General features: G+C 43.5%; 18 protein-coding genes and 3 pseudogenes. 9 read left to right on the top strand and 12 right to left on the bottom strand.

The window, feature by feature from the left end; translation table 11 throughout:
- The first annotated feature begins 109 nt into the window (after positions 1 to 109).
- Entirely contained in the window at positions 110 to 709 is a 600-nt protein-coding gene (locus B1L02_RS05325) for a Yip1 family protein (protein ID WP_010606742.1), read from the top strand.
- 242 nt (positions 710 to 951) lie between these two features.
- Here B1L02_RS05325 and B1L02_RS05320 read toward each other — a convergent pair whose 3' ends face one another.
- From B1L02_RS05320 to pspA, 8 genes and pseudogenes are all read right to left on the bottom strand, one after another.
- The gene (locus B1L02_RS05320; RefSeq protein WP_010371199.1) at positions 952 to 1,293 is read right to left on the bottom strand and encodes a 4a-hydroxytetrahydrobiopterin dehydratase; all 342 of its coding nucleotides are present in this window, start codon (positions 1,291 to 1,293) and stop codon (positions 952 to 954) included.
- Between the two features lie 10 nt (positions 1,294 to 1,303).
- Positions 1,304 to 2,101 carry a phenylalanine 4-monooxygenase gene (gene phhA / locus B1L02_RS05315; protein WP_088530200.1) on the bottom strand — a complete coding sequence of 266 codons (798 nt, stop codon included), beginning with the start codon at positions 2,099 to 2,101 and terminating at the stop codon, positions 1,304 to 1,306.
- A gap of 255 nt (positions 2,102 to 2,356) precedes the next feature.
- On the bottom strand, positions 2,357 to 3,535 hold the full coding sequence (locus B1L02_RS05310; protein WP_010606739.1) for a trans-sulfuration enzyme family protein: 1,179 nt from the start codon (positions 3,533 to 3,535) through the stop codon (positions 2,357 to 2,359).
- Between the two features lie 184 nt (positions 3,536 to 3,719).
- The gene (locus B1L02_RS05305; protein ID WP_088530199.1) at positions 3,720 to 4,745 is read right to left on the bottom strand and encodes a TIGR01620 family protein; all 1,026 of its coding nucleotides are present in this window, start codon (positions 4,743 to 4,745) and stop codon (positions 3,720 to 3,722) included.
- Complete coding sequence (locus B1L02_RS05300) at positions 4,742 to 6,154, bottom strand: YcjX family protein (protein ID WP_088530198.1); 1,413 nt, start codon at positions 6,152 to 6,154, stop codon at positions 4,742 to 4,744. Before B1L02_RS05300 ends, B1L02_RS05305 begins: the two co-directional genes overlap by 4 nt.
- 50 nt (positions 6,155 to 6,204) lie before the next feature.
- Positions 6,205 to 6,605 (bottom strand): annotated as a pseudogene (gene pspC, locus B1L02_RS05295) (envelope stress response membrane protein PspC).
- Positions 6,602 to 6,835: an envelope stress response membrane protein PspB gene (pspB, locus tag B1L02_RS05290; protein WP_010371190.1), complete on the bottom strand. Its 234-nt coding sequence runs from the start codon at positions 6,833 to 6,835 to the stop codon at positions 6,602 to 6,604. The pseudogene pspC and the gene pspB overlap by 4 nt, the downstream one beginning before the upstream one ends.
- Before the next feature lie 77 nt (positions 6,836 to 6,912).
- On the bottom strand, positions 6,913 to 7,572 hold the full coding sequence (gene pspA / locus B1L02_RS05285; protein WP_088530197.1) for a phage shock protein PspA: 660 nt from the start codon (positions 7,570 to 7,572) through the stop codon (positions 6,913 to 6,915).
- Positions 7,573 to 7,755: 183 nt separating this feature from the next.
- Between pspA and pspF the strand changes: the two genes are divergently transcribed.
- The 8 genes and pseudogenes from pspF (at position 7,756) to B1L02_RS05245 (ending at position 16,366) form a co-directional block, all read left to right on the top strand.
- On the top strand, positions 7,756 to 8,847 hold the full coding sequence (pspF, locus tag B1L02_RS05280) for a phage shock protein operon transcriptional activator (protein WP_088530196.1): 1,092 nt from the start codon (positions 7,756 to 7,758) through the stop codon (positions 8,845 to 8,847).
- Between the two features lie 2 nt (positions 8,848 to 8,849).
- On the top strand, positions 8,850 to 10,457 hold the full coding sequence (locus tag B1L02_RS05275) for an ABC transporter substrate-binding protein (RefSeq protein ID WP_411170913.1): 1,608 nt from the start codon (positions 8,850 to 8,852) through the stop codon (positions 10,455 to 10,457).
- Between the two features lies 1 nt (position 10,458).
- Positions 10,459 to 11,493, top strand: a complete 1,035-nt coding sequence (locus B1L02_RS05270) for an ABC transporter permease (protein ID WP_088530194.1) — start codon at positions 10,459 to 10,461, stop codon at positions 11,491 to 11,493.
- A complete protein-coding gene (locus B1L02_RS05265) occupies positions 11,480 to 12,373 on the top strand; it encodes an ABC transporter permease subunit (RefSeq protein WP_088530193.1) in 894 nt (297 codons plus the stop codon). Before B1L02_RS05270 ends, B1L02_RS05265 begins: the two co-directional genes overlap by 14 nt.
- Positions 12,373 to 13,379: pseudogene (locus tag B1L02_RS05260) on the top strand (oligopeptide/dipeptide ABC transporter ATP-binding protein). The gene B1L02_RS05265 and the pseudogene B1L02_RS05260 overlap by 1 nt, the downstream one beginning before the upstream one ends.
- Positions 13,364 to 14,125, top strand: a complete 762-nt coding sequence (locus B1L02_RS05255; RefSeq protein ID WP_088530192.1) for an ATP-binding cassette domain-containing protein — start codon at positions 13,364 to 13,366, stop codon at positions 14,123 to 14,125. Before B1L02_RS05260 ends, B1L02_RS05255 begins: the two are co-directional and overlap by 16 nt.
- 18 nt (positions 14,126 to 14,143) lie before the next feature.
- Positions 14,144 to 15,163, top strand: a complete 1,020-nt coding sequence (locus B1L02_RS05250; RefSeq protein ID WP_088530191.1) for a helix-turn-helix domain-containing protein — start codon at positions 14,144 to 14,146, stop codon at positions 15,161 to 15,163.
- Between the two features lie 78 nt (positions 15,164 to 15,241).
- Complete coding sequence (locus B1L02_RS05245) at positions 15,242 to 16,366, top strand: nuclear transport factor 2 family protein (RefSeq protein ID WP_088530190.1); 1,125 nt, start codon at positions 15,242 to 15,244, stop codon at positions 16,364 to 16,366.
- 46 nt (positions 16,367 to 16,412) lie between these two features.
- On the opposite strand, the gene B1L02_RS05240 is transcribed toward B1L02_RS05245, so the two are convergent.
- The 4 genes and pseudogenes from B1L02_RS05240 to lon form a co-directional block, all read right to left on the bottom strand.
- Complete coding sequence (locus B1L02_RS05240) at positions 16,413 to 17,720, bottom strand: polysaccharide deacetylase family protein (protein ID WP_088530189.1); 1,308 nt, start codon at positions 17,718 to 17,720, stop codon at positions 16,413 to 16,415.
- A gap of 229 nt (positions 17,721 to 17,949) precedes the next feature.
- Positions 17,950 to 19,860 (bottom strand): SurA N-terminal domain-containing protein, encoded by a 1,911-nt coding sequence (locus B1L02_RS05235; RefSeq protein WP_088530188.1) that lies wholly within the window; start codon positions 19,858 to 19,860, stop codon positions 17,950 to 17,952.
- Between the two features lie 178 nt (positions 19,861 to 20,038).
- On the bottom strand, positions 20,039 to 20,311 hold the full coding sequence (gene hupB / locus B1L02_RS05230) for a nucleoid-associated protein HU-beta (protein WP_010371157.1): 273 nt from the start codon (positions 20,309 to 20,311) through the stop codon (positions 20,039 to 20,041).
- A gap of 216 nt (positions 20,312 to 20,527) precedes the next feature.
- A pseudogene (lon, locus tag B1L02_RS05225) lies at positions 20,528 to 22,884 on the bottom strand (endopeptidase La).
- Positions 22,885 to 23,152 lie beyond the last annotated feature (268 nt).

Raw genomic sequence — 23,152 nt, 5'->3', positions numbered from 1 at the left:
ATAGTAATATTGCTATTCAACTACATTTTCTTGACAAAAATTAACTCATCTCTCATAACTTAATTGAATTGTACAAAAATAGTACAAACTTATAATTGAGGGGCTAACTATGATCTTTAATCATCTTTGGGGCTTATATGCCCACCCACACGAAGAGTGGCAAACAATCGACAACCGCCACGAAAGCATGTTTTACAGTTTGTCACATATTGCACTTGTCGCGTTGATCCCAAGCATTATGGGGTACTATTCTTCGGTCTACTTAGGCTGGAGTGTTGGCACAGGTGACGCCGTCTATTTAACTCATGAGTCGGCAATACTAATTGGTGTTGCGATGTACTGCGCATTGATTGCTGGGGTATTTATTCTGGCTTATCTGGCCCATTGGATGGCCATCACTTTTGGTTCAACACCCACCTACACTCAAACTTTAGAGCTATCGGCTTACACCGCAACGCCAATGTTTATGTCGGCATTTGCAGCGTTTTATCCAGAGCTCTGGTTTGTCGTATCAGTTGGGATGGTTGCACTTGCCTACTCCGTTTACCTGCTTTATACGGGGGTGCCTATTCTTATGCATATTCCTGAAGAGCGCGGTTTTATTTATGCCAGCTCGGTTGTGACTTGTGGCCTAGTGCTATTAGTCATCATTCTTGCTGCAACCGCAATCTTGTGGACTAATGGCATAATTAGCCCTACGTTTACGTAGCCTGAGGGTGGGATAAGAAATAGATTAATCTATTTCTGCTACCGCTGGTTGTATTTGGTTGGAAAATGAAAAGACGAACGATTTCTTAGCTTTTATCCTAAATTATGAATAAAAACGGCGTTTGTTTAGCGCCGTTTTTATTTTGTAGTTCGAAATATGATATGGGGTTGTCGATAGTTGTCGCTATTTACCTTACCAATATTTGTCGATATTTACCGATATTTGTCGACATAAATGTCGACCTACTCTGCGAATACTTCGTCGGTTTTAGCTGCACAAATAAAATCGTTTTTATGCAGACCTTTAATTGAATGACTCCACCACGTTACCGTCACTTTGCCCCATTCGGTAAGTAGACCTGGGTGATGGCCTTCTTCTTCAGCCATATCGCCCACTTTGTTAGTGAATGCAATTGCTTGCTTAAAGTTTTTAAACTTGTAAACACGCTCAAGCTGCATAATGCCATCGCGTACTTCAGGTACCCAATCAGGGATCTGTTTGATTAGAACCGCTAGTTCTTCATCTGATACTTTAGGCGCATCCGCACGACACGCTTCACATTTTTGTGCACTTAAATCAGACATTGATAATTCCTTAACTTGCTAGTTTTTCTTTTGGCGGAAACTTAGGTTCAAATAACCCTAGCTCTTTTGCTTGTTCAACCAGCGACATGATATCCATTTTAGAGATCTCAAATAAGTCGTTGATTGAGTTAATTGTATAATAAACAGGTTGCATAATGTCGATGCGATAAGGCGTACGTAACACATCTAACACGTTAAGCGGATTAATTTCTGGTTTGTCAGAGTAGACATATTGAGTCTCACCAGGGCTTGAAAGCACACCGCCACCATAGATGCGTAGGCCTTGCTCGGTTTGCATCAAACCGAATTCGACGGTAAACCAGTATAAGCGTGCAAGGTATACGCGGTCTTTCTTCTCAGCTGCATAGCCTAGTTGACCATATTTGTGTGTAAACTCGGCGAATGCTGGATTCGTTAGCATTGCACAATGGCCAAAAATCTCATGGAAGATATCTGGTTCTTGCAGGTAATCAAACTCTTCTCTTGAGCGAATAAAGGTCGCTACAGGAAACTGTTTGTTGGCAAGCAATCGAAAGAATTCATCGAAATCAATCAGTGCCGGCACTGGCGCTACCTGCCAACCCGTTTCTTTCGCTAGTGCTTCGTTTAACTCACTTAGTTGTGGAATGCGGTCTTTTGGTAAGTTAATTTTCTCAAGGCCTGCTAAATATTCATCGCAGGCTTTGCCTTCGATACACGCTAGCTGACGTGCAACTAACTCTGACCAAATTTGATTCTCTTCTTCTGTCCAAGCAATAACGCCATTTTCATCTGGCTGCTTAGATACATATTTACTTGCTTTAGCCATTTTACATTCTCACTTAATTCGCTCCGAGTTTATGATCTTGCAATTTCAATTGCTGTCCTGTTGATGGTTCGGGGCGCTTCAACTTGTGACTTTGATACTAAGTAAAAGTGAAGGAAAGTTTAATAGTTAGCACGTTTATCACATTTCGCACAACAAGTAATTTTGTAAACAATTAAACACACAGCCGTAAACCCACAATGACACCGATACAAAAAAAGGGCTACACCCAGCCCTTTTGTAAAAATTAAATTACAGCTATATTTTATCAAACGCCTGCTTAAGATCATCAATAATGTCTTCTACGTCTTCAAGCCCCACTGAAATCCGAATTAGTCCATCAGAAATTCCCGCCGCCAGCCTTTCTTCTTGTGTGTACGGGGAATGTGTCATTGATGCAGGATGTTGAATTAGCGTTTCTGGGTCACCTAGGCTTACCGCTAACGTACACAGCTCTGTCGCATTGATAAATTGTTCGCCCTGCTCTAGCGAGCCGTTGATTTCAAAAGCAATTACCCCACCAGCCCCTTTCATTTGTTCACCAAGAAATTGGTAACCAGGATGCGAAGGTAAACCTGGGTAGTAGACTTTATTCACTTTAGGGTGCGCTTCTAGGAACTCTGCTACAGTTTGTGCACTTTGACAGTGGCGCTGTACACGTAAAGCTAAGGTTTTCAACCCTCGATTGATTAACCAAGCATCGTGAGGACTGATTGTAGCGCCAATGTCTTTTAACACAGTTAATTTGATAAGTTCTATGTGTTCTTTTGAACCGCACACGAGCCCAGCTACCACATCCCCATGACCATTTAGGTACTTGGTTGCGCTATGCACAATAAGATCAGCACCATAATTCACAGGCTTTTGTAAAAGCGGTGTCATAAAGGTATTGTCAACGACAAACAGGAGCTCGTGCTGTTTAGCGATTTCCCCTAACATTTTCAGATCTAATACCGTCATGTTAGGGTTGATCGGCGTTTCGGCAAACAATAGTTTTGTATTTTCCTGTACCGCATCACGTAACGCTTGCTCATCGGTTAAGTCAACAAATGACACCTCAATACCGAATTTAGGCAACATATGCGCAAATAGTGCGAAGCTACAGCCATACAATGCGCTTGATGCAATCATATGATCGCCTTGCTGCAAAAAGCTCAGCACCGATGCAGACACGGCACCCATACCAGTGGCGGTCGCCGCAGCATCTTCCATTCCCTCAAGTCGCGCTACTTTTTCTTCTAACTCTCGCGTCGTAGGGTTGCCTAAGCGAGTATAGATATAACCGGGCTCTTCACCGGCAAATCTCGCAGCTCCTTGCGCTGCGTCTTTAAAGTGGAATGTTGAGGTTTGATACAAGGGCGCGGTTAACGCCCCATGTGGGTCGTCAAAATGATTGGGTCCGTGAATACACTGACTGTCATCTCTTAATTTTTTCATACTTGCCTGCTGATTTTATTATTGCCAATCAAGTCATCGCGAGGTGATTAGCGTTGTTTTTGTGTCATAACCAATATGTAGGGCAGTTTAGAAAAATAGACAAGCATGCCAGATGGGGAGACGGCTAGTTCACATGTTATGACTAGCCCGTTTAAGTTAAAGAGGTGTATAAAATTGTTGCCGTTTAATCCCTTTTGTTTCTGCGTAGTAGCACATCCACAACCGAGCTAATGGCATTTTTCAAAAGACTTTGTTTGTGCTCCAAACGTGGTAATGGGCGACAAAGCTCCATAGCCTTATAACCCAATCGAGCGGTAAATATCCCAGCACTTAAGCCCTGTGCCGAACGGGTAGAAAGCTTACCAAGCAATTCAGCGCCCACACTGGTTGCTGCAAGGTCACTTATCAATTCACTTGCGCCAACAAACACCATTTGCTTCAACAGCATTTTGTATAATGTAATGCGACTACGGTACGCCAACCGAATACCATAGTGCTTGCTGATTTTTTCTACCAGCACCACTCCGCGCCAAAGCACAGCCAACATATCCACAAGTGCAAGTGGGCTTAAAGCAACTAAGAGCGCCGATGTCGTGGCATGCTCCTGGATTAGCTTTTTAGCTGCGGCATCTTGGCTCCGAAGCAAGGTTTTTTCATATAAAGTGATGACTTCTTTGTCTGTATGGTGAGGCTGTAACGCCTCTTCAAAAGCGGCAACCTTTTGCTCTGGATGCACTTTTAATAACGGCGCGAGCCAAGCGCGCGCCTCGCCGATTTGGTCACTTTGCAATAAGCGCTGTGCATCATGTTTAATTTGCTGATGCTGTTTAAGCTTGCTGAGTGCAACAACTTCCGAAAATAAGAACTTAAATAGCGCAAGTAAACCAAGAGACAACACCGTGGTGTAAAGACTAAACAGCAAAATATTTTGCTCATAGCTCTCAATCAAGGTCAGTGCTGCTTCCACAATGATAAGTACTAAAAGCGCAAGCAAAAAGCACTGCTTAAATCCAAATCGCCAAGGCGACTCATAAATACGTTCAATGTTAGGCAATTCGAGGTCTGGCACGGTGTCAAAGTTCTCACTCACAACCAGCTCATTGCCGAGAACCTTGCCTTCACCACCCAAATGTTGAGACTCATCTTGGCTTTCAGTGTCGATATTTAAGCGCCTACCTGAACCTTGGTAAGATTTTGTCTGATCTGTCATCTTAATTTATCTCCAATTAAGAACTGCAAAGCATGATCAAGCCTGATATGCGATAAGTTTCCTTGCTTCGCGGGCAGCGGTTCAAACGCTAGAAACTCAAACCCACTTTGAGGCCATGCCTGCGCTTTCGGAACGTGATCAGGCGGTGTTGGAGGCACATAATTGATAAACTGCTGCTCACCGACGGGCTTGCCATAGATACATTGCACACGTTGCGTACCATCTTTTACGGCTCTCGATTCTACGCTTTTCACTGAAGAAAGAGACATCGTATCCACGGTTACCCCATTGAAGCGAAGCTCATTGGCACTGTCGACCAGCATCTCATTTAACAACCTTGTCAAATTGGTCTGCTGCTCATTTAATACGCCATCACATTTGTTGGCAGCAAATAGCACCTTATCTATTTTTGGGTTAAATAAACGAGACAAAAAGCCACTTTTACCGTGAGAAAACATAGCTAGGATCTGCTTTAACGCAACTTCTTGCTCTTTTAACGTATCGTAGCCATCACTTAAGCTGCCCAATAGATCAACCAACACGACTTGGCGATCAAACTGGCAAAAATAATCTTTGTAAAATGGTGCGACCACTTGCTTTTTGTAGGCTTCAAAACGCTCAACAAGCTGCTGGTATTGTGAATGCTCGGTAATCTCGCTTGGGTGAACTTGCACAGGGAAAAACAGCAATATTGGCGCTCCCTCAAGGTCGCCCGGGATCAATGCTCGGCCGGGTTGCAAGTTAGATAAACGTGTGTCCCGCTGCAATTGCGCTAAAAGCGTATGGTAACTTTGCGCAAGCACTTTCAGCTTACTTTCGTCTACCGCTTCCGTACTGTCAAACTGCTCGAGTAGCTGTAAAAACGCTTGTGCAAATGGCTGATATTTTGGCTTATTTAATAGTACAAATTGCTGCACACACCACTCGGGAAAGGTCATTTTTAGCAGCGGCAAGTCCATTAACCATTCGCCGGGGTAATCATATAGTTCAAGATATAGTGTGTGGGTTTGCGCTAAGTGTTGCTTGAGTCCACGCTCACTATGATACCTAAACGCCAGTGTTAAGGTATTGATACGTTTAGTGGACGCGGGCCAAGTGGGCGGATCTTCCAACAAACACGTTATCGCTTGTTGATAGTCAAAAGTTGGTACCGCCAGCGCCTTCTGTGGCTCAGGGCGACACGCAACAAGACGGCCTTCACTCACCACGTCAAAAAACGGTAAGTTGTCAGTGCTCATTTGGGTAGTCAGATGTTTGATAAGTGCCGTGATAAACGCGGTTTTACCGCTGCCACTAAACCCGGTTACGGCAAGCTTTACATGCTTATCAAAAGAGCGGTGGAGCGTTTTTTTGGCTTGTTGTTTTAACTTATCTAAGGAAGATGGGGTTCGAAAGCGTGACGTAGTCATAATATAGAAAAGTGCCCCTTAAAGAAAATGCCAAGGCGGCTAATACCGCCTTATAGCTTGTCTATTTCTCTGCTAACCGTAAATTCAGGGAAGTTACGTAGCGTTCCATGTTCTGAATGCGACCATCTAGTCGTGATAATCTGTCCTTTAGGTCATAAAGCGCTTGTCTTGGCGGCTCGCCTTTTTGCCACACCTTAAACTTCACCGATACTTTATCTTCATCTTTCGCATCACGCGAACGGTTTGGCATCACTTCACGTTTATCTAAAATAAACCAGCAAGCCACATACACGACGATAAATAATGGACCACCAGATAATAGCACGGCCGTGATGAATAAGATCCGAACAAGCCACAATTCCATATTGAAGTAATCGCTAAGACCTGCACATACCCCGGCTATCTTGCCGCGACTCGGGTCACGATATAACTCTCGCTTTAGTTTGCTCATAACTTGCGTCTCCATTGTGGTGACTCTTGATCAAGCAAGGCTTCTAACGTTTCAACACGATCTGCCATTTTTTCTGCTTTGCTGGCTAATTCGATAAGCTGACGATGCTCGTGCTCACTTAACCCTTGGCTTACCTGCTTTTTGCTACGATAGTGCAAAATCAACCAAAGTGGTGCCACGATGACCATAAAAATAATCAACGGAGCCATTAAAACTTCTGCGTCAAACATAATCCTCTCCTGCCTTCAACCTGGCTGTTATTATTGTAGTTGGTTAGCACCTACCCTGACAGTAGGTGCGACTATTTTCACTTTTCAGCCATTTTCTTTTTCAGCTGTTCAAGCTCATCGTCAATCTTCTCGTTCTTTTGCAGATCAGCAATCTCATCGGCTAAAGACTTCTTACCTATATCGTAAGATTCGATTTGTGACTCTAGGCCATCGATTTTGCTTTCGTATCGCTCAAAACGATTTAAGGCATCCTCTACTTTACTGCTGTCTAGTGCCTTTTTCACCTCTAGACGAGATTCAGCGGAGCGCTGGCGCAGTACAATCGCTTTTTGGCGCGCTTTTGCATCGGCAAGCTTGTCTTGTAAAGTACTAACTTCTTGCTGAAGCTTTTCAATGTGCGTATCTACATGCTCTAGCTCTTTTTCAAGGGCTGCAACATCTTCCGCAGACTTTTGCTTTTCAAGTAAAGCGGCACGTGCTAAATCTTCACGTTCTTTACTTAGCGCAAGCTCTGCTTTAGTTTGCCAATCATCTACCTGTGCTTTTAGCTGATCTAGACGGCGCGTTAACTCCTTTTTCTCAGCGAGTGTTTTTGCTGAGGTCGATCTTACTTCGACTAGTGTATCTTCCATTTCTTGGATAATTAAGCGAACCATTTTTTCAGGATCTTCGGCTTTATCCAAAATAGCATTAATATTAGAATTCACTATGTCTGCAAAACGAGAAAAAATTCCCATAGTGGTTACCTCTTTGGTTGATAGCTAAATTGCTTACTGTCTATGTATCAAATAGCTTGCCAACTTTAATAAATTTAAAAACACAATAAAATCATTAAGTTATTTTATTTTTAAAAGTCCTTTAGTTATCCCTTTTTTTAAAATACACTAGTTATTAGTAAAAACCACTAAGAGTTAGGCAATATGAGCCGTTTTCGCCAACAGGATAATTTATTAGGCCAGTCTGACAGCTTTTTAGCTGTGCTAGACAAGGTTTCACAGCTCGCCCCTTTAGAAAAGCCAGTACTTATTATTGGCGAGCGCGGCACAGGTAAAGAGTTAATTGCTGCACGTTTGCATTACCTCTCAGAGCGCTGGGATCAAGAGTACGTCAAACTGAACTGCGCAGCGCTCAACGAAAACCTCTTAGAAAGTGAATTATTTGGTCACGAAAGTGGGGCGTTTACCGGTGCAAGCAAACGCCATGAAGGTCGATTTGAACGCGCTAACAGTGGCACACTGTTTTTGGACGAACTAGCCAATACCTCAGCAATGGTGCAAGAAAAACTATTGCGTGTCATTGAATACGGTGAGTTCGAACGAGTTGGCGGAAAGCAAACTGTAAAAGTAGATACTCGACTGGTATGCGCCACCAATGAAGACCTCCCCACCCTCGCCGATGCTGGAGAGTTTAGACACGATTTGTTAGACCGTCTTGCATTCGACGTCATCACCTTACCGCCACTAAGAGCGAGAAAAGAAGACATCTTATTGTTGGCCGAACATTTTGCGATAAATATGGCTCGGGATTTAGGTTGGGAGTTATTTAGTGGCTTTACCCGCAAAGCTATCGAGAAACTGCTTGATTACCCGTGGCCCGGTAATATCCGTGAGCTGAAAAATGTCGTTGAGCGTAGTTTATATCGTCATGGCAATGACCAAATTCCCGTTCATGATATTGTTTTTGACCCCTTTGCTAGCCCATTTAGGCCAAGTCAACGGATCAAAGCGCCAAGCACTCAGCCAACAACACCGGTCACACACAAAGTTGAATCTTTGCCTGTTCCGCAACCTAATAATGAACAGGCGACAGATCCAACCCTCGAATTCGATTTCCCTTGTGATCTAAAATCGCTTTCCAACGACTACGAAATCACTATGCTGCAAAAAGCGCTTGAGTTTAGTCAATTTAATCAAAAGAAAACTGCACAAAACCTTGGTTTGACGTATCATCAACTTAGGGGTTATTTGAAAAAATACAACCTACTGGACCAAAACCAAAAACAAGAGGCATAGTGGTGCGTAAATTGTTTTTTGGTGTGCTGTGTACCGCTCTATTTGGCTGTACGGATCAGGCACCAAACAAAGTGAATGATAAGTCACAAGGCTTAGTATATTGTGCTGAAGCAAACCCTGTGTCATTTAATCCACAAGTGACCACAACAGGGTCTACGATTGATATTATTGCCAATCAGCTTTATGACACCCTTATCAGTATCGATCCTGAAAGTGGCGAATTTTTACCAGAGTTAGCAACCTCTTGGCAGGTCAGCGAGGATGGTAAATCTTTCACTTTTACCTTGAGGGACGATGTCCAATTTCACGATACCCTCTACTTCACACCAACAAGAAAAATGAATGCTGATGATGTAGTGTTCTCATTTAACCGCTTGTTTGATGTTTACAACCCGTACCACTTTGTTGGTGATGCAAATTATCCTTACTTTCAAAGTATTGGACTCGACCAATTGATCCGCCAGGTAAAAAAAGTGGATGAGCATACCGTTCGCTTTAACCTATTCAATGCGGAAAGCAGCTTTTTATCCAATATCGCCACAGACTTCGCCGTCATTCTCTCTAAAGAATATGCCGATCAGCTGATTGAACTTGAACACAAGCAAGACTTTGATCAGAAGCCCGTCGGCACGGGTCCATATAAGTACCGTGAATTCTTACGTGATAATCTGATCCGATATTATCGTCATGAACATTACTGGAAGCACCCAGTATACATGGAACAACTGGTCTACGATATCACCACCAATGGCACTAGCCGCATCGCGAAAATGCTAACCAAAGAGTGCGACATTACGGCGCACCCCAGTGCCACACAACTCACCGTGCTTGAGCAAAGAAAAGACATAGAAGTTGAAAGGGCCGCAAACCTGAACATAGGTTACTGGGCATTCAACACCGAAAAACCACCATTCGACAATCCGCTGGTTCGCAAAGCGCTCGCGCACAGCATAGATTTTGAAAAAATCATGCAAGCGGTATTTTACAACAATGGCATTTTAGCTCGTTCGATGCTTCCCCCCTCTTCATGGGCGTTTGAGGCTCAGTCAAAAATGCCAACATACGACCCTGAAAAAGCAAAAGAATACTTGAAACAAGCAGGTCTTGAAGGGGGCTTTTCCATGACGTTATGGGCCATGCCCGTGTCGCGCATATACAATCCTAACGCACGAAAAATGGCAGAGCTTATCCAACGTGATTTACGTGATATTGGCGTAAATGCCAGAATCGTCGAGTACGAATGGAATACCTTTATTGAACGCGTTGGCCGCCATGAGCATGATAGCGTGTTATTAGGCTGGGCAGCAGATACACCCGACCCAGACAATTTCTTCAGTCCGCTATTAAGCTGTACTGCAACATTTAGCGGCAAAAACCCTTCCAACTGGTGTAATCCGGAGTTTGACTTATTACTCACCCAAGCATTAGACACCAACGATATGGAAGAAAGAAAATACTATTATCAGCAAGCACAAAAAATGGTAATTGAGCAGTTGCCTCTCGTTCCGATTGCTCACGGATTGCGGTTCCAAGCAACTAGCTCTGATATTAAGGGAGTCTCACTGCGTCCATTTGGTGGTATTTCACTCGCTGAGGCTAGGAGAGACTAACATGTTTGCAAAATATGCTTATCGACGACTGAGCTTGCTTTGCTTTATGTTGTTTACCTTAACAATTTTTACTTTTGCCCTGAATTATCTGTTTCCTGGTGAGTTGATCACTAACTTCAGTGGCGAAGTCAACTCAAGTTATGCCCAAACGCAGGCGCTGGCTGAAAAATACCGTATTGAAGAAAATATCTTCGTGCAATATGGCGCGTTTATGGCTCGTATGTTTGAAGGCGACTGGGGTTTATCATTGTCGTCGGGTCAACCTGTCCTTGCTCATGTAAAACACCTATTTCCGGCAACTCTTGAGCTGTGTTTATATGCTTTGACGGTTGCGGTCGTTATCGGCGTACCCAGTGGAGTGGTAGCCAGCGCTTATCATAAAAAGTGGCCAGATAAGCTCATTAACTCATTAAGTTTGATGGGATTTTCCATTCCGGTTTTTTGGTTAGCGCTACTGCTCATTATGGCATTCTGTCTGGGTCTTGGGCTTTTTCCCATGTCCGGCAGAATCGGCTTACTTTATGAAATACAGCCCGTTACCCACTTTATTCTGGTTGATATTTATCTTGAAGATTTTCCCTATGGCGGTGCTGCATTTTGGGACGCACTTCATCATTTAGCGCTGCCAACAATTGTGCTGGCTATGTATCCAACGACGGTTTTGATCCGCTTTACTCGCGACTCCATGCTCGAAGTCCTCGAGCAAAACTATATTAAAACCGCTAGAGCAAAAGGCCTTAATCGCAGCCAGTTGATCATTCATCACGCGCTGAGAAACGCTCTATTGCCAGTGATAAAGCAAATTGGTCTGCAATTTAGCACGCTCATCACCCTTGCTATGATCACGGAAGTGATATTTTCTTGGCCTGGGATCGGTCGATGGTTAATTGAAAGCATCTATCAACGTGATTTCCCAGCTATCCAAGGGGGACTGCTCGCGGTGTCTTTCTTTGTTATTATTGCCAACATGTTGTCTGATTTTATCCACTCTATACTCGACCCGCTCGCAAGGAATCAGGCTCATGGCAAAGTTTAGCTTATTTACCGAAGAGTCAAATCGCTCTCCCTTATTTAGGTTATGGCGTAAATTCCGCTCAAATCACGTTGCGCTAGTCGGTTTGTGGCTATTTGTTGCCTTGACCGTACTGGCTTTAACAGCACCGTTGATCGCCCCTTATGGTGTAAACCAGCAACACGCTGATGCCCTGTTACTGCCACCTTCATGGCATGATGATGGCGATGTGCGCTTTATTCTCGGCACAGATGACTTGGGCAGAGACATCTTATCGCGCTTGATGAATGGTGCTACCTACACGTTTGGTTTATCTATCATTGCGGCCTTGGTTACCACGGCGCTCGGCGTCGTGCTTGGTACGCTTGCAGGCGCCAGTCGAGGCTTGAAATCCAGCTTTCTTAACCACTTATTGGATATTACGCTCGCCATTCCTTCGTTACTGCTGGCCATTATCATCATTGCTATATTGGGGCCTGGTTTGATGAATACGGTGTGGGCGATTATCTTCGCGCTGTTGCCACAATACATCCACTCAATTAGAAACTTAGTGGTCACTGAGCTTGGTAAAGACTATATCATTGCCTTTAAGCTTGACGGTGCAACACGTTGGAAACTACTCGTCCGTGGCATACTGCCTAATATTTACGAGCATATCGTGGTTATCTTCACCATGGCGCTGTCAACTGCCATTTTGGATATTGCGGCACTTGGTTTCTTAAAGCTCGGTGCGCAGCCTCCGTCTACTGAATGGGGTGCTATCCTACAAGAAAACTTAAGCTTAATTTATCTCGCGCCATGGACCGTAGGTCTGCCGGGTGTATTGCTATTTTTAGCAGTGCTCTCCACCAACTTGGTTGGTGATGGGCTGCGTGAAGCGCTGAAACAACGTAAGGCAGATTAATGCAATTACTAGACGTTAAGAACCTCACCATTGAATTACGGACCGAAGACGGCGTTATTCGCGCGGTTGATAAGGTTAACCTTAGCCTTAAAGAAGGCGAAGTACACGCGCTTGTAGGTGAGTCTGGGTCTGGTAAAAGCCTGATTGCAAAAGCCATTGTGGGGGTGCTAAATCAGCGCTGGACAGTAACTGCCGACCGCATGCATTGGCGCGGAGTCGACCTCATGCGCTTGTCTTCAGAAAAGCGCAGAAAGCTCGTCAGCCAAGACATTGCGATGATTTACCAAGAACCAAGTCGTAGCCTTGACCCAACCGCCACTATTTTCGACCAAGTCGCGGAGTCTATCCCGATAACGTCTTAAAAGGTGGCTTTTTTGGTCGTAGAAAAGCACGAAAAGAGAAGGTCCGAGCGCTATTGCACAAAGCTGGGATCCGAGACGATAAAAAGATTTGCAATAGTTACCCGCATGAACTTTCAGAGGGTATGTGTCAAAAGATCATGATTGCGATGGCCATCGCCAGAAGCCCTAAACTACTTATCGCCGATGAGCCAACCACCGCACTGGAAAGTACCGCCCGCGCACAGGTATTTCGATTACTTAAAGCATTGAACCAACTTAAGAACATGTCGATATTAATGATTTCACATGAGCTGGAAGAAATCTCCGACTGGTCTCATGCCATGCATGTGCTCTACTGCGGACAGATGGTTGAAGCAGGACCTACTCAGGCTATTTTTAAGCAGCCATTACATCCCTATACCCAAGCATTGGTAAAGAGTTTGCCCGACTTTGGTCAGGGGCTTGGCCATAAAGAAGCATTTTATGCCTTGAAAGGCACTATTCCCCCATTACAGCACTTACCTATTGGATGTCGCTTGGGGCCAAGATGTCCTCAGGCGCAAAAAGAATGTGTCGTTACGCCAAGACAAAGTCGCTCGCATGGTCATAGTTATGCTTGTCACTTCCCGTTAATTAAGGTGAAGCAAAAATGCAACCCGTCTTAAAAGTTCAGTCTTTAAATAAGTCCTACACTTCTCGTCAGGGTCTATTCAGACGCAGCTCCTTGCGGGTACTCAGAGATGTGTCGTTTGCGCTTGCTCCCGGACAAACGCTCGCAATCATAGGTGAGACCGGCTCAGGTAAAAGCACCTTGGCTAAAGTACTCGCAGGTGCTGACATGGCTGACTCTGGACAAATTTTACTTAATGGCCAAATTGTAGAAGACGCTGGTATTCGCAATCATGACTACCGCACTATTCGACTGATCTTTCAAGACCCAACTCGCTCGCTCAACCCTGCTCTCACTATTGGGGATATGCTTGATGATTGCTTGCAATATAATACCGAACTCACCGAAGAGCAGCGCTATAAGAAAATCCGCATCACACTCAGCCGCGTCGGGCTACTTGGCGAACACATAGACTATTATCCTCATATGTTTAGTGGCGGGCAGTTACAGCGGGTCGCCTTAGCGAGAGCCCTTATTTTAGACCCTAAAGTGCTGGTATTGGATGAAGCGCTGTCATCATTAGACCCATCCGTACGCGCACAAACCGTGAATCTGCTGCTAGAGCTACAAGCAGCAACGGGACTTGCGTACGTGCTTATCACACATCATTTGAGTTTGGTTCGTCACATGAGTGATGAGATTTTGGTATTAAATCGCGGCAAAGTCGTCGAATATGGCGAAACCGAGAGTGTGTTCAATACACCAAAATCTAAAACCATGCAGAAGCTGCTGTCAGCTTAATTTTATGGGGAATGAGTAATGGATTTTAGCGCCCATCTGTTATTTTTCTTCTCACTTATCGGGGTGTTTAATGGCTTTATTCTCAGCGTCCTACTACTAATAAAATTTCAGGAGGCAAAGGCCCTGCGCTGGGTGTCGGTGCTCCTCATTTTACTCTGTATTCGAATTGGTAAATCAGTCCTTTTTTACTTTAACCCAGAGCTAGATAAAACGATTCTGCAAATAGGTCTGAGCGCCTACTTTTTGCTTGGTCCCTGCCTGCTCAATTTTGTACTTGCAAGCTACAGTAAAACCAGAAATCGTTATCTAACAATACACTTTTTGGCATTAAGCGGTTTTATTATTGGATTTGGTATACTTATGCCCTATCAACTTAACCCTGAAATATGGCAAACGTGGGGTTACAAAGGCACATCTTATTTTTGGCTAGGTTACTTACTGATAAGTTCTCATACCTTTTATCGGCTAGCTACTCCCAAAAACGCCAATGGCAACGCTGAGTTTCATCTATCTTTGGTTGTGATCTGCGGTTGCTGGCTTATTTGGGCCGCTTATTTCTTTTCGTCATTCACTTCTTACATCACAGGGGCACTCACCTTCAGCTTTGTGCTCTATTTAAGCATCCTTTTCGCACCCAAATTACTACGAAAACCAACTGCTAATGAAAAGAAATATGCCAATACGCACATAAGCGACGATGAATATAATCAGCTCATAGCCAAACTTGAGTCGCTAATGTCAGAAAGCAAGCTATTTACTGAGCCGGATTTAACGCTACCCCGATTAGCCAAACGATTAGGCACAAGCCACAACAAACTATCGCAAATAGTGAATCGTCACTACCATTGTAACTTTAAACAATATCTCAATGGCTTGAGAGTTGAATATGCGAAACACTTGCTTTCGAGCACCAACATGCCGTTGGAGTACCTCGCACTGGAGTGTGGTTTTAATTCTGCATCCACATTTTTTGCCGCATTTAAAAAGCTCACAGGCTACTCTCCAAATAACTTTAAGCACTCCGAGAACATACTATAAGACTCCTAAAATATACTCTAGGTGACTGCTTTAATTTAATAAGTTTATGTTTCTTCTGAGTCATTACAGGAAAAACTTATGACCCAATCAAAACTAGTACCATTGTTATTTTTACTATTTATTCAAATCGGCAACGCTGTCGCTTTTGAGGATGAAACCGAAAACATTACCGCTACATTAAACCACTACATCAGTGGCACCGCCAATAATCAGCCTGAAATAATAAGAAAAGCGTTTCATCCCGATGCCATGCTTATTTTAGAAAAGTCAGACCAAGCGATGTGGCAAATCCCGTTGAAAGAATATTTGAGCTGGTATAAAGGTCCGAAAAAAGACACTGGAAGGCGCGCCAAAATTCTAAATATCAGCGTGAATGATCACCTTGCACAGGCCAAAATCCGTATTGATATATTGAAATCAAACGTGCAGTACATCGACCACCTACTCCTAAAGAAAATAGCTGGCACGTGGCAAATCATCAGTAAATCAGCGCAGCAAACCTCTCTAACTTCCGAGCAAGTAACACACTTAGGTCGCCGTGTGCTCATTGTCGCATCAAGCAAAGCCTTTCATGGCGATAGCCAGCTGCCTGCTGGCACGAGTTTCGATGAACTGCTCAGTGCCTATGACGTGTTTACTCAAGCAGGACTAATCGTTGATTTCGTCAGCACACGAGGTGGCGCGTTAAACCTGAGCTATATAAATACTTCAAATGGCGAACATAAAAAGTACCTTTACCAACCTGACTTTATGTATGCGCTCAGCAGCACAATGCGTCCAGCTGAAGTCGATCCAAGCCAATATGCGGCAATCTATTATGTTGGCGGCAGCAATGCCATGTATGAAGTAGCGGAAAACCCTACTCTACAACGTATTGCTATGCATATATATGAACAAAACCAAGGTGTTGTTGCCGCTGTATGCCACGGTACAGCTGGTATCGTCAATTTACGCTTGAAAAATGGTGAGTATCTCATCAAAGGAAAACAAATCACCGGTTACCCTACCGCATTTGAAAATCCAGATAGAGCGTATTTCAAGCATTTTCCTTTTCAAATTCAGCCTAAAGTGGAAGAACTTGGAGGGAATTTTGAATATGGAGAGCGGGGTGCGTCTTTTATCAAGGTAGATAGCCGCATAGTGACGGGGCAGAATTACCAGTCTTCACAAGCTGTTGCAAGGGCTATATTGGAGCGGCTATAAGAACAAAGGCGGCTATTACTATTAGCCGCCTTATTAAATTTTTTTTCTAGTCAGTAGTGTTGCCTTTAAAATTCATACACTCACTGGTGTGACAAAACTTTAAACCTTTTACACTTGCATACGCCAAAACCGCTTCAAGATTCTCAGGAGTGATATGCCACTCATTCCCTGTTTTGCCAATAACATGCGTTGCTAAATATAGCGTCTCACCACCTTTTAAGGTATCAATCGCATTCTGGATCTTGTCCAAATCAAAGCGATGTGAGTCTATAGATAACCCCGTTGTGATCGGTCTATCACTACGTTCACCTCTGTAAACAACAGAAGACCAAGAAGCAAACTTACGTACATGGGTAAAATATTTTTTGATTTCGCGATCAGTTTCTTTCGTATAGGCTCCGAATGGGTAAGCATAAGAGGTTACCGTCAAGCCATTTTTTCTCATCGCATCCAGTTGTGGTGTGATATCATCTGCTATCCATTTCTGAACACCATTTTCTTCAGAGTAAATCTTCGCATGTCGATGTATTACTCCATGATGACCAATTTCGTGGCCTCGGCTTTCTATATCAGCCACTTTTGCATGATCAATAATGGAGTAGTGGCTAACATAATAGGTAAATGTTGCGTTATATTTATCAAACAAATCAAGGTGTTCATGGATAGAATTTAATGCGCCACCATCATCAAAAGAAATATTAATCTGTTTAGGCCAAACAGAACTTTGATTATGATGGAAGTCTTCAACCGCCCCCTGAAGCGCAGCATACTCAAAATGGCGCTCTGGTATCGTTAAAATCAGCTCGTCATATGCCCACTGATCCAGTTTACCATCATCAAAAAATAAGCCCCGAAGCCCGACTTCCTTCAGTTTATTAGGTGTGAGTAAAGATTTACTATCTAATTCAAAAAGCTCAACAACTTTGCATAATCGATGTTTGAGAGCTGCCAACTGTAATTCATCTTGTGTTGTATTAAAATATCCCTGAATTACAGATAGATTTGCGGCGGTTACACATCCAAATTCAGCAATTTCAAAGTCTTTTAAAGCAAGAGAAGTAGTGTTCTCTGCTCCTTGTGCGCTCAGAATACGCTTAATTACCTCTTCTTTTGTTTCTTTTGCCGGATTATTAGAGTCAGAATTATCTGAATTTGAATCGTCGGTATTGGAATTATCTTTATTTGAATTATCAGTACCCGAGGAGTTATCAGTATTAGTTCCATTATTATCAGTTGAAGTGTTATCTCCTTGGCTTCCCTCTACAGGTAACTCTATAGCCGTTTTACTGTCGCTGTTACATCCTGATATTGATAGCAATAAGGCCACAATCCATGCGCTATATCTATATTTCATAAAGTTCCTATTTAACACACATCGTTCCGAAAACGGAACATGTTAAATAGAGGAACAATATTTGTCAATATAGGAACAAAAAAATAATTTATTATTTTAAATTAACCACTTACGAGTTGGCATTTAATAAACCTATCAATTAACTATATTTAACAAGCAAATGAAGAAAGATGAGTAAACAAACACAAAAAAGGCGCCATGTTGGCGCCTTTCTTCTAGCTAAGAGCGATTATTGCTGCTCTGCTACCTGTAACTGTGGTCTTTTTACTTCAGACTTAGCTTCAAGTGCTGCAAGTAGCTCAAGGTAGTTTTTGTTTGCGTAAGAAGCGGTGATTGACTGCTTCTGCTGCGCATCAACCTTGCCATCAACTTCAGGTGTAGTGACTGACTTCAGCACCACAAATGCCGAATCGCCATTACCAAGTTCTACAAGTGCAGATTCTGTCTCTGCAACACCAGGCTGAGGCAATTTAAATGCTTCAGCTGCAATAGCTGGAGGTACATCGTAGCTACGACGCTTAAGCTCAGTCACGCTTTTCACTTCGATGCTTTGTGCTTTGGCAATCTCAGCTAATGTAGCACCACCTTGTAGTTGCTCAAATAGCGACTGTGCTTTCTCTGCAATTAATGTCGACGCTTTTTCATTGCTCAACTGCGTTTTAATCTGCGCGCTTACTTCCTCAAATGGCTTAGTCGCTGCCGCTTTATGCTCAGCAACACGAACTACTACGATATGCTCAGGTGCAACTTCTAGTACTTCTGAGTTTACGCGGTCTTCTAACAGCTCTGGCGTGAAGATAGTATTACTTATCACCGGTGAATTAAGTGGCTCAGGAAGCGCATTACGGCTTACCAGTTCAGTTGATTTGATTTCAACACCAGCAGCTTCAGCAGCATCTTGTAGCGAGTCTGCCATTTCAAATGCAAGTTCAGCTACACGTGTTTGCTTTTGGTAGAACGCATCAATCTTGGCAGCTTTTTCAAGCTCTGCACGAAGGTCTTCTTTTACGTCTTCAAAAGATTGCGCCTGTTGGCGCTGAATATCGGTCAGTTTGATGATGTGATAACCAAACTCTGATTCAACCACGTCAGATACATCACCTACCGCAGCAAGCGCAAACGCTGCATCTTCAAACGCCGGATCCATCATGTCTCTTTCGATCCAATCTAGATCACCGCCAAGCTCGGCACTCACGATATCGTCAGATTTTTCTTCTGCTACAACGGCAAAATCAGCACCGTTATTCAACTCAGCTAGAATTTCATCTGCTTTTTGTTTAGCGGCTTCAGGATCTTCGCTTGCATCAACAAGAATGTGTGACACGCGGCGTCTTTCTGGCTCAAGGTACTGATTTTTTTGCTCTTCGTAATACGTTTTGAGCGCCTCTTCAGTAACTGGCTCTGCAGGCTCTAAATCTTCAGCTTTTAATTCGATATAGTTAACCGCCACCAACTCTGGAGCTTGGAACTGAGTTTGATTCAGGTCGTAGTAGTTCTGAATTTCTTCATCTGTAACCGACACCTCATCTTTTACCAGCTCTTTGCTTAATACCGCATAGTCGATAGCACGAGTTTGTTGCTGTAGTGCAATAGATTGCTGAAGTTCGTTCTGCAGTACAAAATCCGTTCCTGCAACCGCTGAGATTAACTGCGCCCGCGTCATCTCGTCACGCAGGTATTCACGGAAGCTATCTGGCTGGAAGTTCATTTGACGGATGACTTGTAGGTAACGGTCGTTACTGAACTCACCACCAATTTGGAAATATGGCATTTCAACAATCGCTTTTTTAACTTGCTCATCGCTCACACGAAGACCAAGCTCTTTAGCTAGTTGCGTTTGTAATTCTTGTTGTACTAATTGGTCAACAACACCTTGGCGAATTTGCGCCATATAATTAGGATCGGCTGCAATCTGTGCAAAGTATTCACCAAACTGTTGCTCTAGTCGTGCACGTTCATTTGAGTAAGCACGAGAAAACTTAGTTTGTGAAATCTTTACTCCGTTCACTTCTGCGACAGGCTGCTCTGTGGTTTGACCTAGGTAACCACCGATCCCTGCTAACGCAAAAGATAAGATGACTAAACCTAATACGATTTTAGCCGCCGGGCCTTGCGAGCCTTCTCTGATCTTTTCAAGCATTTATTGTTTCTCTTATCTAAGTCAAAGCACCAAAGCACTTTGTGTTTGCTAGACTTGGGTTAAGCATTACACCACCCTAATCAGATTAATGATGGTATAAAAAAAGCGTATCTTAGCAGATACGCCTTTTATCTTGAAGCAGTTCGCGATGACTACGCACCGCCTAATTCAAATTGAATTAGTTTACTGCGTCTTTAAGCGCTTTACCCGCTTTGAAAGATGGGATATTAGCTGCTGCGATTTGAATAGTCTCACCAGTTTGTGGGTTACGACCAGAACGTGCAGCACGCTCGCGCACTGAGAAAGTACCAAAACCTACAAGTGCAACAGAGTCACCGTCTTTTAGTGCACCCGTTACAGACTCAATGAATGAATCTAGCGCACGACCAGCAGCCGCTTTAGAAATGTCAGCATCAGCTGCGATTTGATCGATTAATTGAGATTTATTCACAATATCATCCTCTTCCATAGTTATTGTCAAAAGTTACTTCTTACTGGTAACTTTTGCGATTCATTTAGAGACATCACAGCGACTCTCTAATTCTCGAAATCTTTCTCAAGCCTAGTGATTACGGGGCTTCCGAACCAGTAGGCTTGAATACAGTGCCTAACTTAACACACCTTTTAGATTTGAAAAGCCTTTTCACTCAATTTTTTGGCTTTTTTATTAGTTTTTTTGCGATTCCACACTAAAACTGTCTGTTGGGTGCGCTAACGCCAGTGATAATACCTCATCAATCCATGACACTGCATGAATATCAAGCCCTTCAAGAACATTCTCAGGAATTTCTTTTAAGTCACGCTCGTTCTTTTTTGGTATTAAAACTCGTTTAATTCCACCACGGTGTGCTGCCAATAATTTCTCTTTCAGGCCACCGATAGGCAAAACTTCACCACGCAAGGTAATCTCACCTGTCATCGCAACATCCGCACGTACTGGATTGCCAGTGAGACTTGATACCAAACCCGTCACCATCGCAATACCGGCGCTCGGACCATCTTTCGGTGTCGCACCTTCAGGAACATGAACATGAATATCACGTTTCTCGTAAAAATCGTCATTTATGCGTAGCTTATCAGCACGATTGCGCACAACCGTCATTGCTGCTTGAATTGACTCTTGCATCACATCGCCTAGCGAGCCGGTATAAGCGAGTTTGCCTTTACCTGGTACCGCCGCACATTCGATAGTGAGTAAGTCACCCCTACTTCCGTCCATGCGAGACCGGTCACTTGTCCAACTCTATCACCGTCTTCCGCTTTACCGTAGTCGTGACGTTGTACACCTAAGAAATCTTCAAGGTTTTCTTGGTTAATCACAACTTGCTTAACATTTTTATCTAGCAAGATGTTCTTAACTGCTTTTCGGCACAACTTGGACACTTCACGTTCTAAATTACGGACACCCGCTTCACGTGTGTAGTAGCGGATAATGCCAATGATCGCGCTGTCTTCGATATTGATTTCAGACTCTTTTAACCCATTGCGTTTTACTTGCTTTGGAATTAAGTGCTGCTTGGCAATATTCAGCTTTTCGTCCTCGGTGTAACCCGAAAGGCGAATCACTTCCATACGGTCTAATAAAGGACCTGGAATGTTAAAGCTATTAGAAGTCGCAACAAACATCACATCAGAGAGGTCATAGTCCACTTCCAAATAGTGATCTGCAAAGTTGCTGTTTTGCTCTGGGTCCAGCACTTCTAGTAGCGCCGATGCTGGGTCACCGCGCATGTCCGATGACATCTTATCGATCTCATCCAACAAGAAAAGCGGGTTCTTCACGCCGACTTTCGACATGCTTTGGATAAGCTTACCCGGCATTGAGCCAATATAGGTTCGTCTATGACCGCGAATTTCAGCTTCGTCGCGCACGCCACCTAGCGCCATGCGCACGTACTTACGACCAGTCGAACGCGCGATAGATTGACCTAAACTTGTTTTACCAACGCCCGGAGGACCAACTAAGCATAAGATCGGGCCTTTGAGCTTATTGGTGCGCTGCTGTACCGCTAGATATTCGATAATGCGGTCTTTCACTTTCTCAAGACCATAATGGTCGGCATCTAGTATCTTTTGTGCACCAGCAAGGTCTTTTTTCACCTTGGAGCGTTTTCTCCAAGGCACATTGATCATCGTCTCTATGTATGAACGAACCACTGTTGCTTCCGCAGACATAGGCGACATCATTTTAAGCTTATTAAGCTCCGAAAGCGCTTTTTCTTCCGCTTCTTGCGGCATCTTCGCTTCGCTAATACGCTTTTTCAGGGCTTCAAATTCATCAGGTACATCATCCAGCTCGCCAAGCTCTTTCTGAATCGCTTTCATTTGCTCATTCAGATAGTACTCACGTTGGGATTTCTCCATTTGCTTTTTAACGCGTGAACGGATCTTTTTCTCTACTTGAAGTAGGTCTATCTCGCCTTCCATCAACGCCATTAAATACTCAAGACGTTCGGTCACATCGTTAATTTCTAGCACCTTTTGTTTTTCAGGTACTTTAATTGGCATATGAGCAGCCATCGTATCCGCTAAGCGCGCAGCTTCATCAATACCCGAGACAGAAGTTAGAACTTCTGGTGGGATCTTTTTATTTAGCTTCACATAGCCTTCGAACTGACTAATTGCGCTGCGAACTAATATGTCTTGCTCTTGCTCATCTACATCCTGAGATGGAATATACTGAGCTTGCGCCAAGAAATATTCGTCTGTAATTAGAAACTCATCTATTTTTGCGCGTTGAGTACCTTCAACCAGCACTTTCACTGTGCCATCAGGTAGTTTGAGTAACTGTAGTACCGTTGCAATGGTACCAGTCTGATAGACATCATCAGTGCTTGGGTCATCAACTGAGGCGTCTTTTTGCGCAACTAAAAAGATTTGCTTGTCATTGTCCATCGCAGCTTCTAGGCATTTTATTGATTTTTCTCGGCCTACAAACAGCGGGATCACCATATGCGGATATACCACTACATCACGTAGCGCTAGCACAGGAATTTCTACTCGATCCGTTCTTTCAAGCGTCATTATGTTCTCTTCGCACTTCAATTAATTTTGGGAATACTGAGCTATATGGGGATAACGCAGATAAAGTTCAATAGTTTATAGTAATCCGCATCAAGTAGAGATCAATTTAACGTATAAAAAGCTTAGTGTTGACACTCAATTTACCGTGGTGAAATGTATAAAAAATTCACCCTAAACACTTGTCTCACGATTGCCTTTTATCGTTATAGCAATTTAACTATATTGGTTTCTATCTGATGTGGACTAAGAAATAAAAAGGAGCGCTAGG

Source organism: Pseudoalteromonas piscicida (assembly GCF_002208135.1).
Taxonomy (GTDB): Bacteria; Pseudomonadota; Gammaproteobacteria; order Enterobacterales; family Alteromonadaceae; genus Pseudoalteromonas; species Pseudoalteromonas piscicida_A.
The sequence above is the reverse complement of the archived record's forward strand: the minus strand, read 5'-3'. Positions and strand labels throughout refer to the sequence as shown.

Bases quoted from the DNA above. Each gene is read 5' to 3' on its own strand.
- B1L02_RS05325 (WP_010606742.1), top strand. From the start codon at position 110: ATGATCTTTAATCATCTTTGGGGCTTATATGCCCACCCACACGAAGAG.
- B1L02_RS05320 (WP_010371199.1), bottom strand. From the start codon at position 1,293: ATGTCTGATTTAAGTGCACAAAAATGTGAAGCGTGTCGTGCGGATGCG.
- phhA (WP_088530200.1), bottom strand. From the start codon at position 2,101: ATGGCTAAAGCAAGTAAATATGTATCTAAGCAGCCAGATGAAAATGGC.
- B1L02_RS05310 (WP_010606739.1), bottom strand. From the start codon at position 3,535: ATGAAAAAATTAAGAGATGACAGTCAGTGTATTCACGGACCCAATCAT.
- B1L02_RS05305 (WP_088530199.1), bottom strand. From the start codon at position 4,745: ATGACAGATCAGACAAAATCTTACCAAGGTTCAGGTAGGCGCTTAAAT.
- B1L02_RS05300 (WP_088530198.1), bottom strand. From the start codon at position 6,154: ATGACTACGTCACGCTTTCGAACCCCATCTTCCTTAGATAAGTTAAAA.
- pspB (WP_010371190.1), bottom strand. From the start codon at position 6,835: ATGTTTGACGCAGAAGTTTTAATGGCTCCGTTGATTATTTTTATGGTC.
- pspA (WP_088530197.1), bottom strand. From the start codon at position 7,572: ATGGGAATTTTTTCTCGTTTTGCAGACATAGTGAATTCTAATATTAAT.
- pspF (WP_088530196.1), top strand. From the start codon at position 7,756: ATGAGCCGTTTTCGCCAACAGGATAATTTATTAGGCCAGTCTGACAGC.
- B1L02_RS05270 (WP_088530194.1), top strand. From the start codon at position 10,459: ATGTTTGCAAAATATGCTTATCGACGACTGAGCTTGCTTTGCTTTATG.
- B1L02_RS05265 (WP_088530193.1), top strand. From the start codon at position 11,480: ATGGCAAAGTTTAGCTTATTTACCGAAGAGTCAAATCGCTCTCCCTTA.
- B1L02_RS05255 (WP_088530192.1), top strand. From the start codon at position 13,364: ATGCAACCCGTCTTAAAAGTTCAGTCTTTAAATAAGTCCTACACTTCT.
- B1L02_RS05250 (WP_088530191.1), top strand. From the start codon at position 14,144: ATGGATTTTAGCGCCCATCTGTTATTTTTCTTCTCACTTATCGGGGTG.
- B1L02_RS05245 (WP_088530190.1), top strand. From the start codon at position 15,242: ATGACCCAATCAAAACTAGTACCATTGTTATTTTTACTATTTATTCAA.
- B1L02_RS05240 (WP_088530189.1), bottom strand. From the start codon at position 17,720: ATGAAATATAGATATAGCGCATGGATTGTGGCCTTATTGCTATCAATA.
- B1L02_RS05235 (WP_088530188.1), bottom strand. From the start codon at position 19,860: ATGCTTGAAAAGATCAGAGAAGGCTCGCAAGGCCCGGCGGCTAAAATC.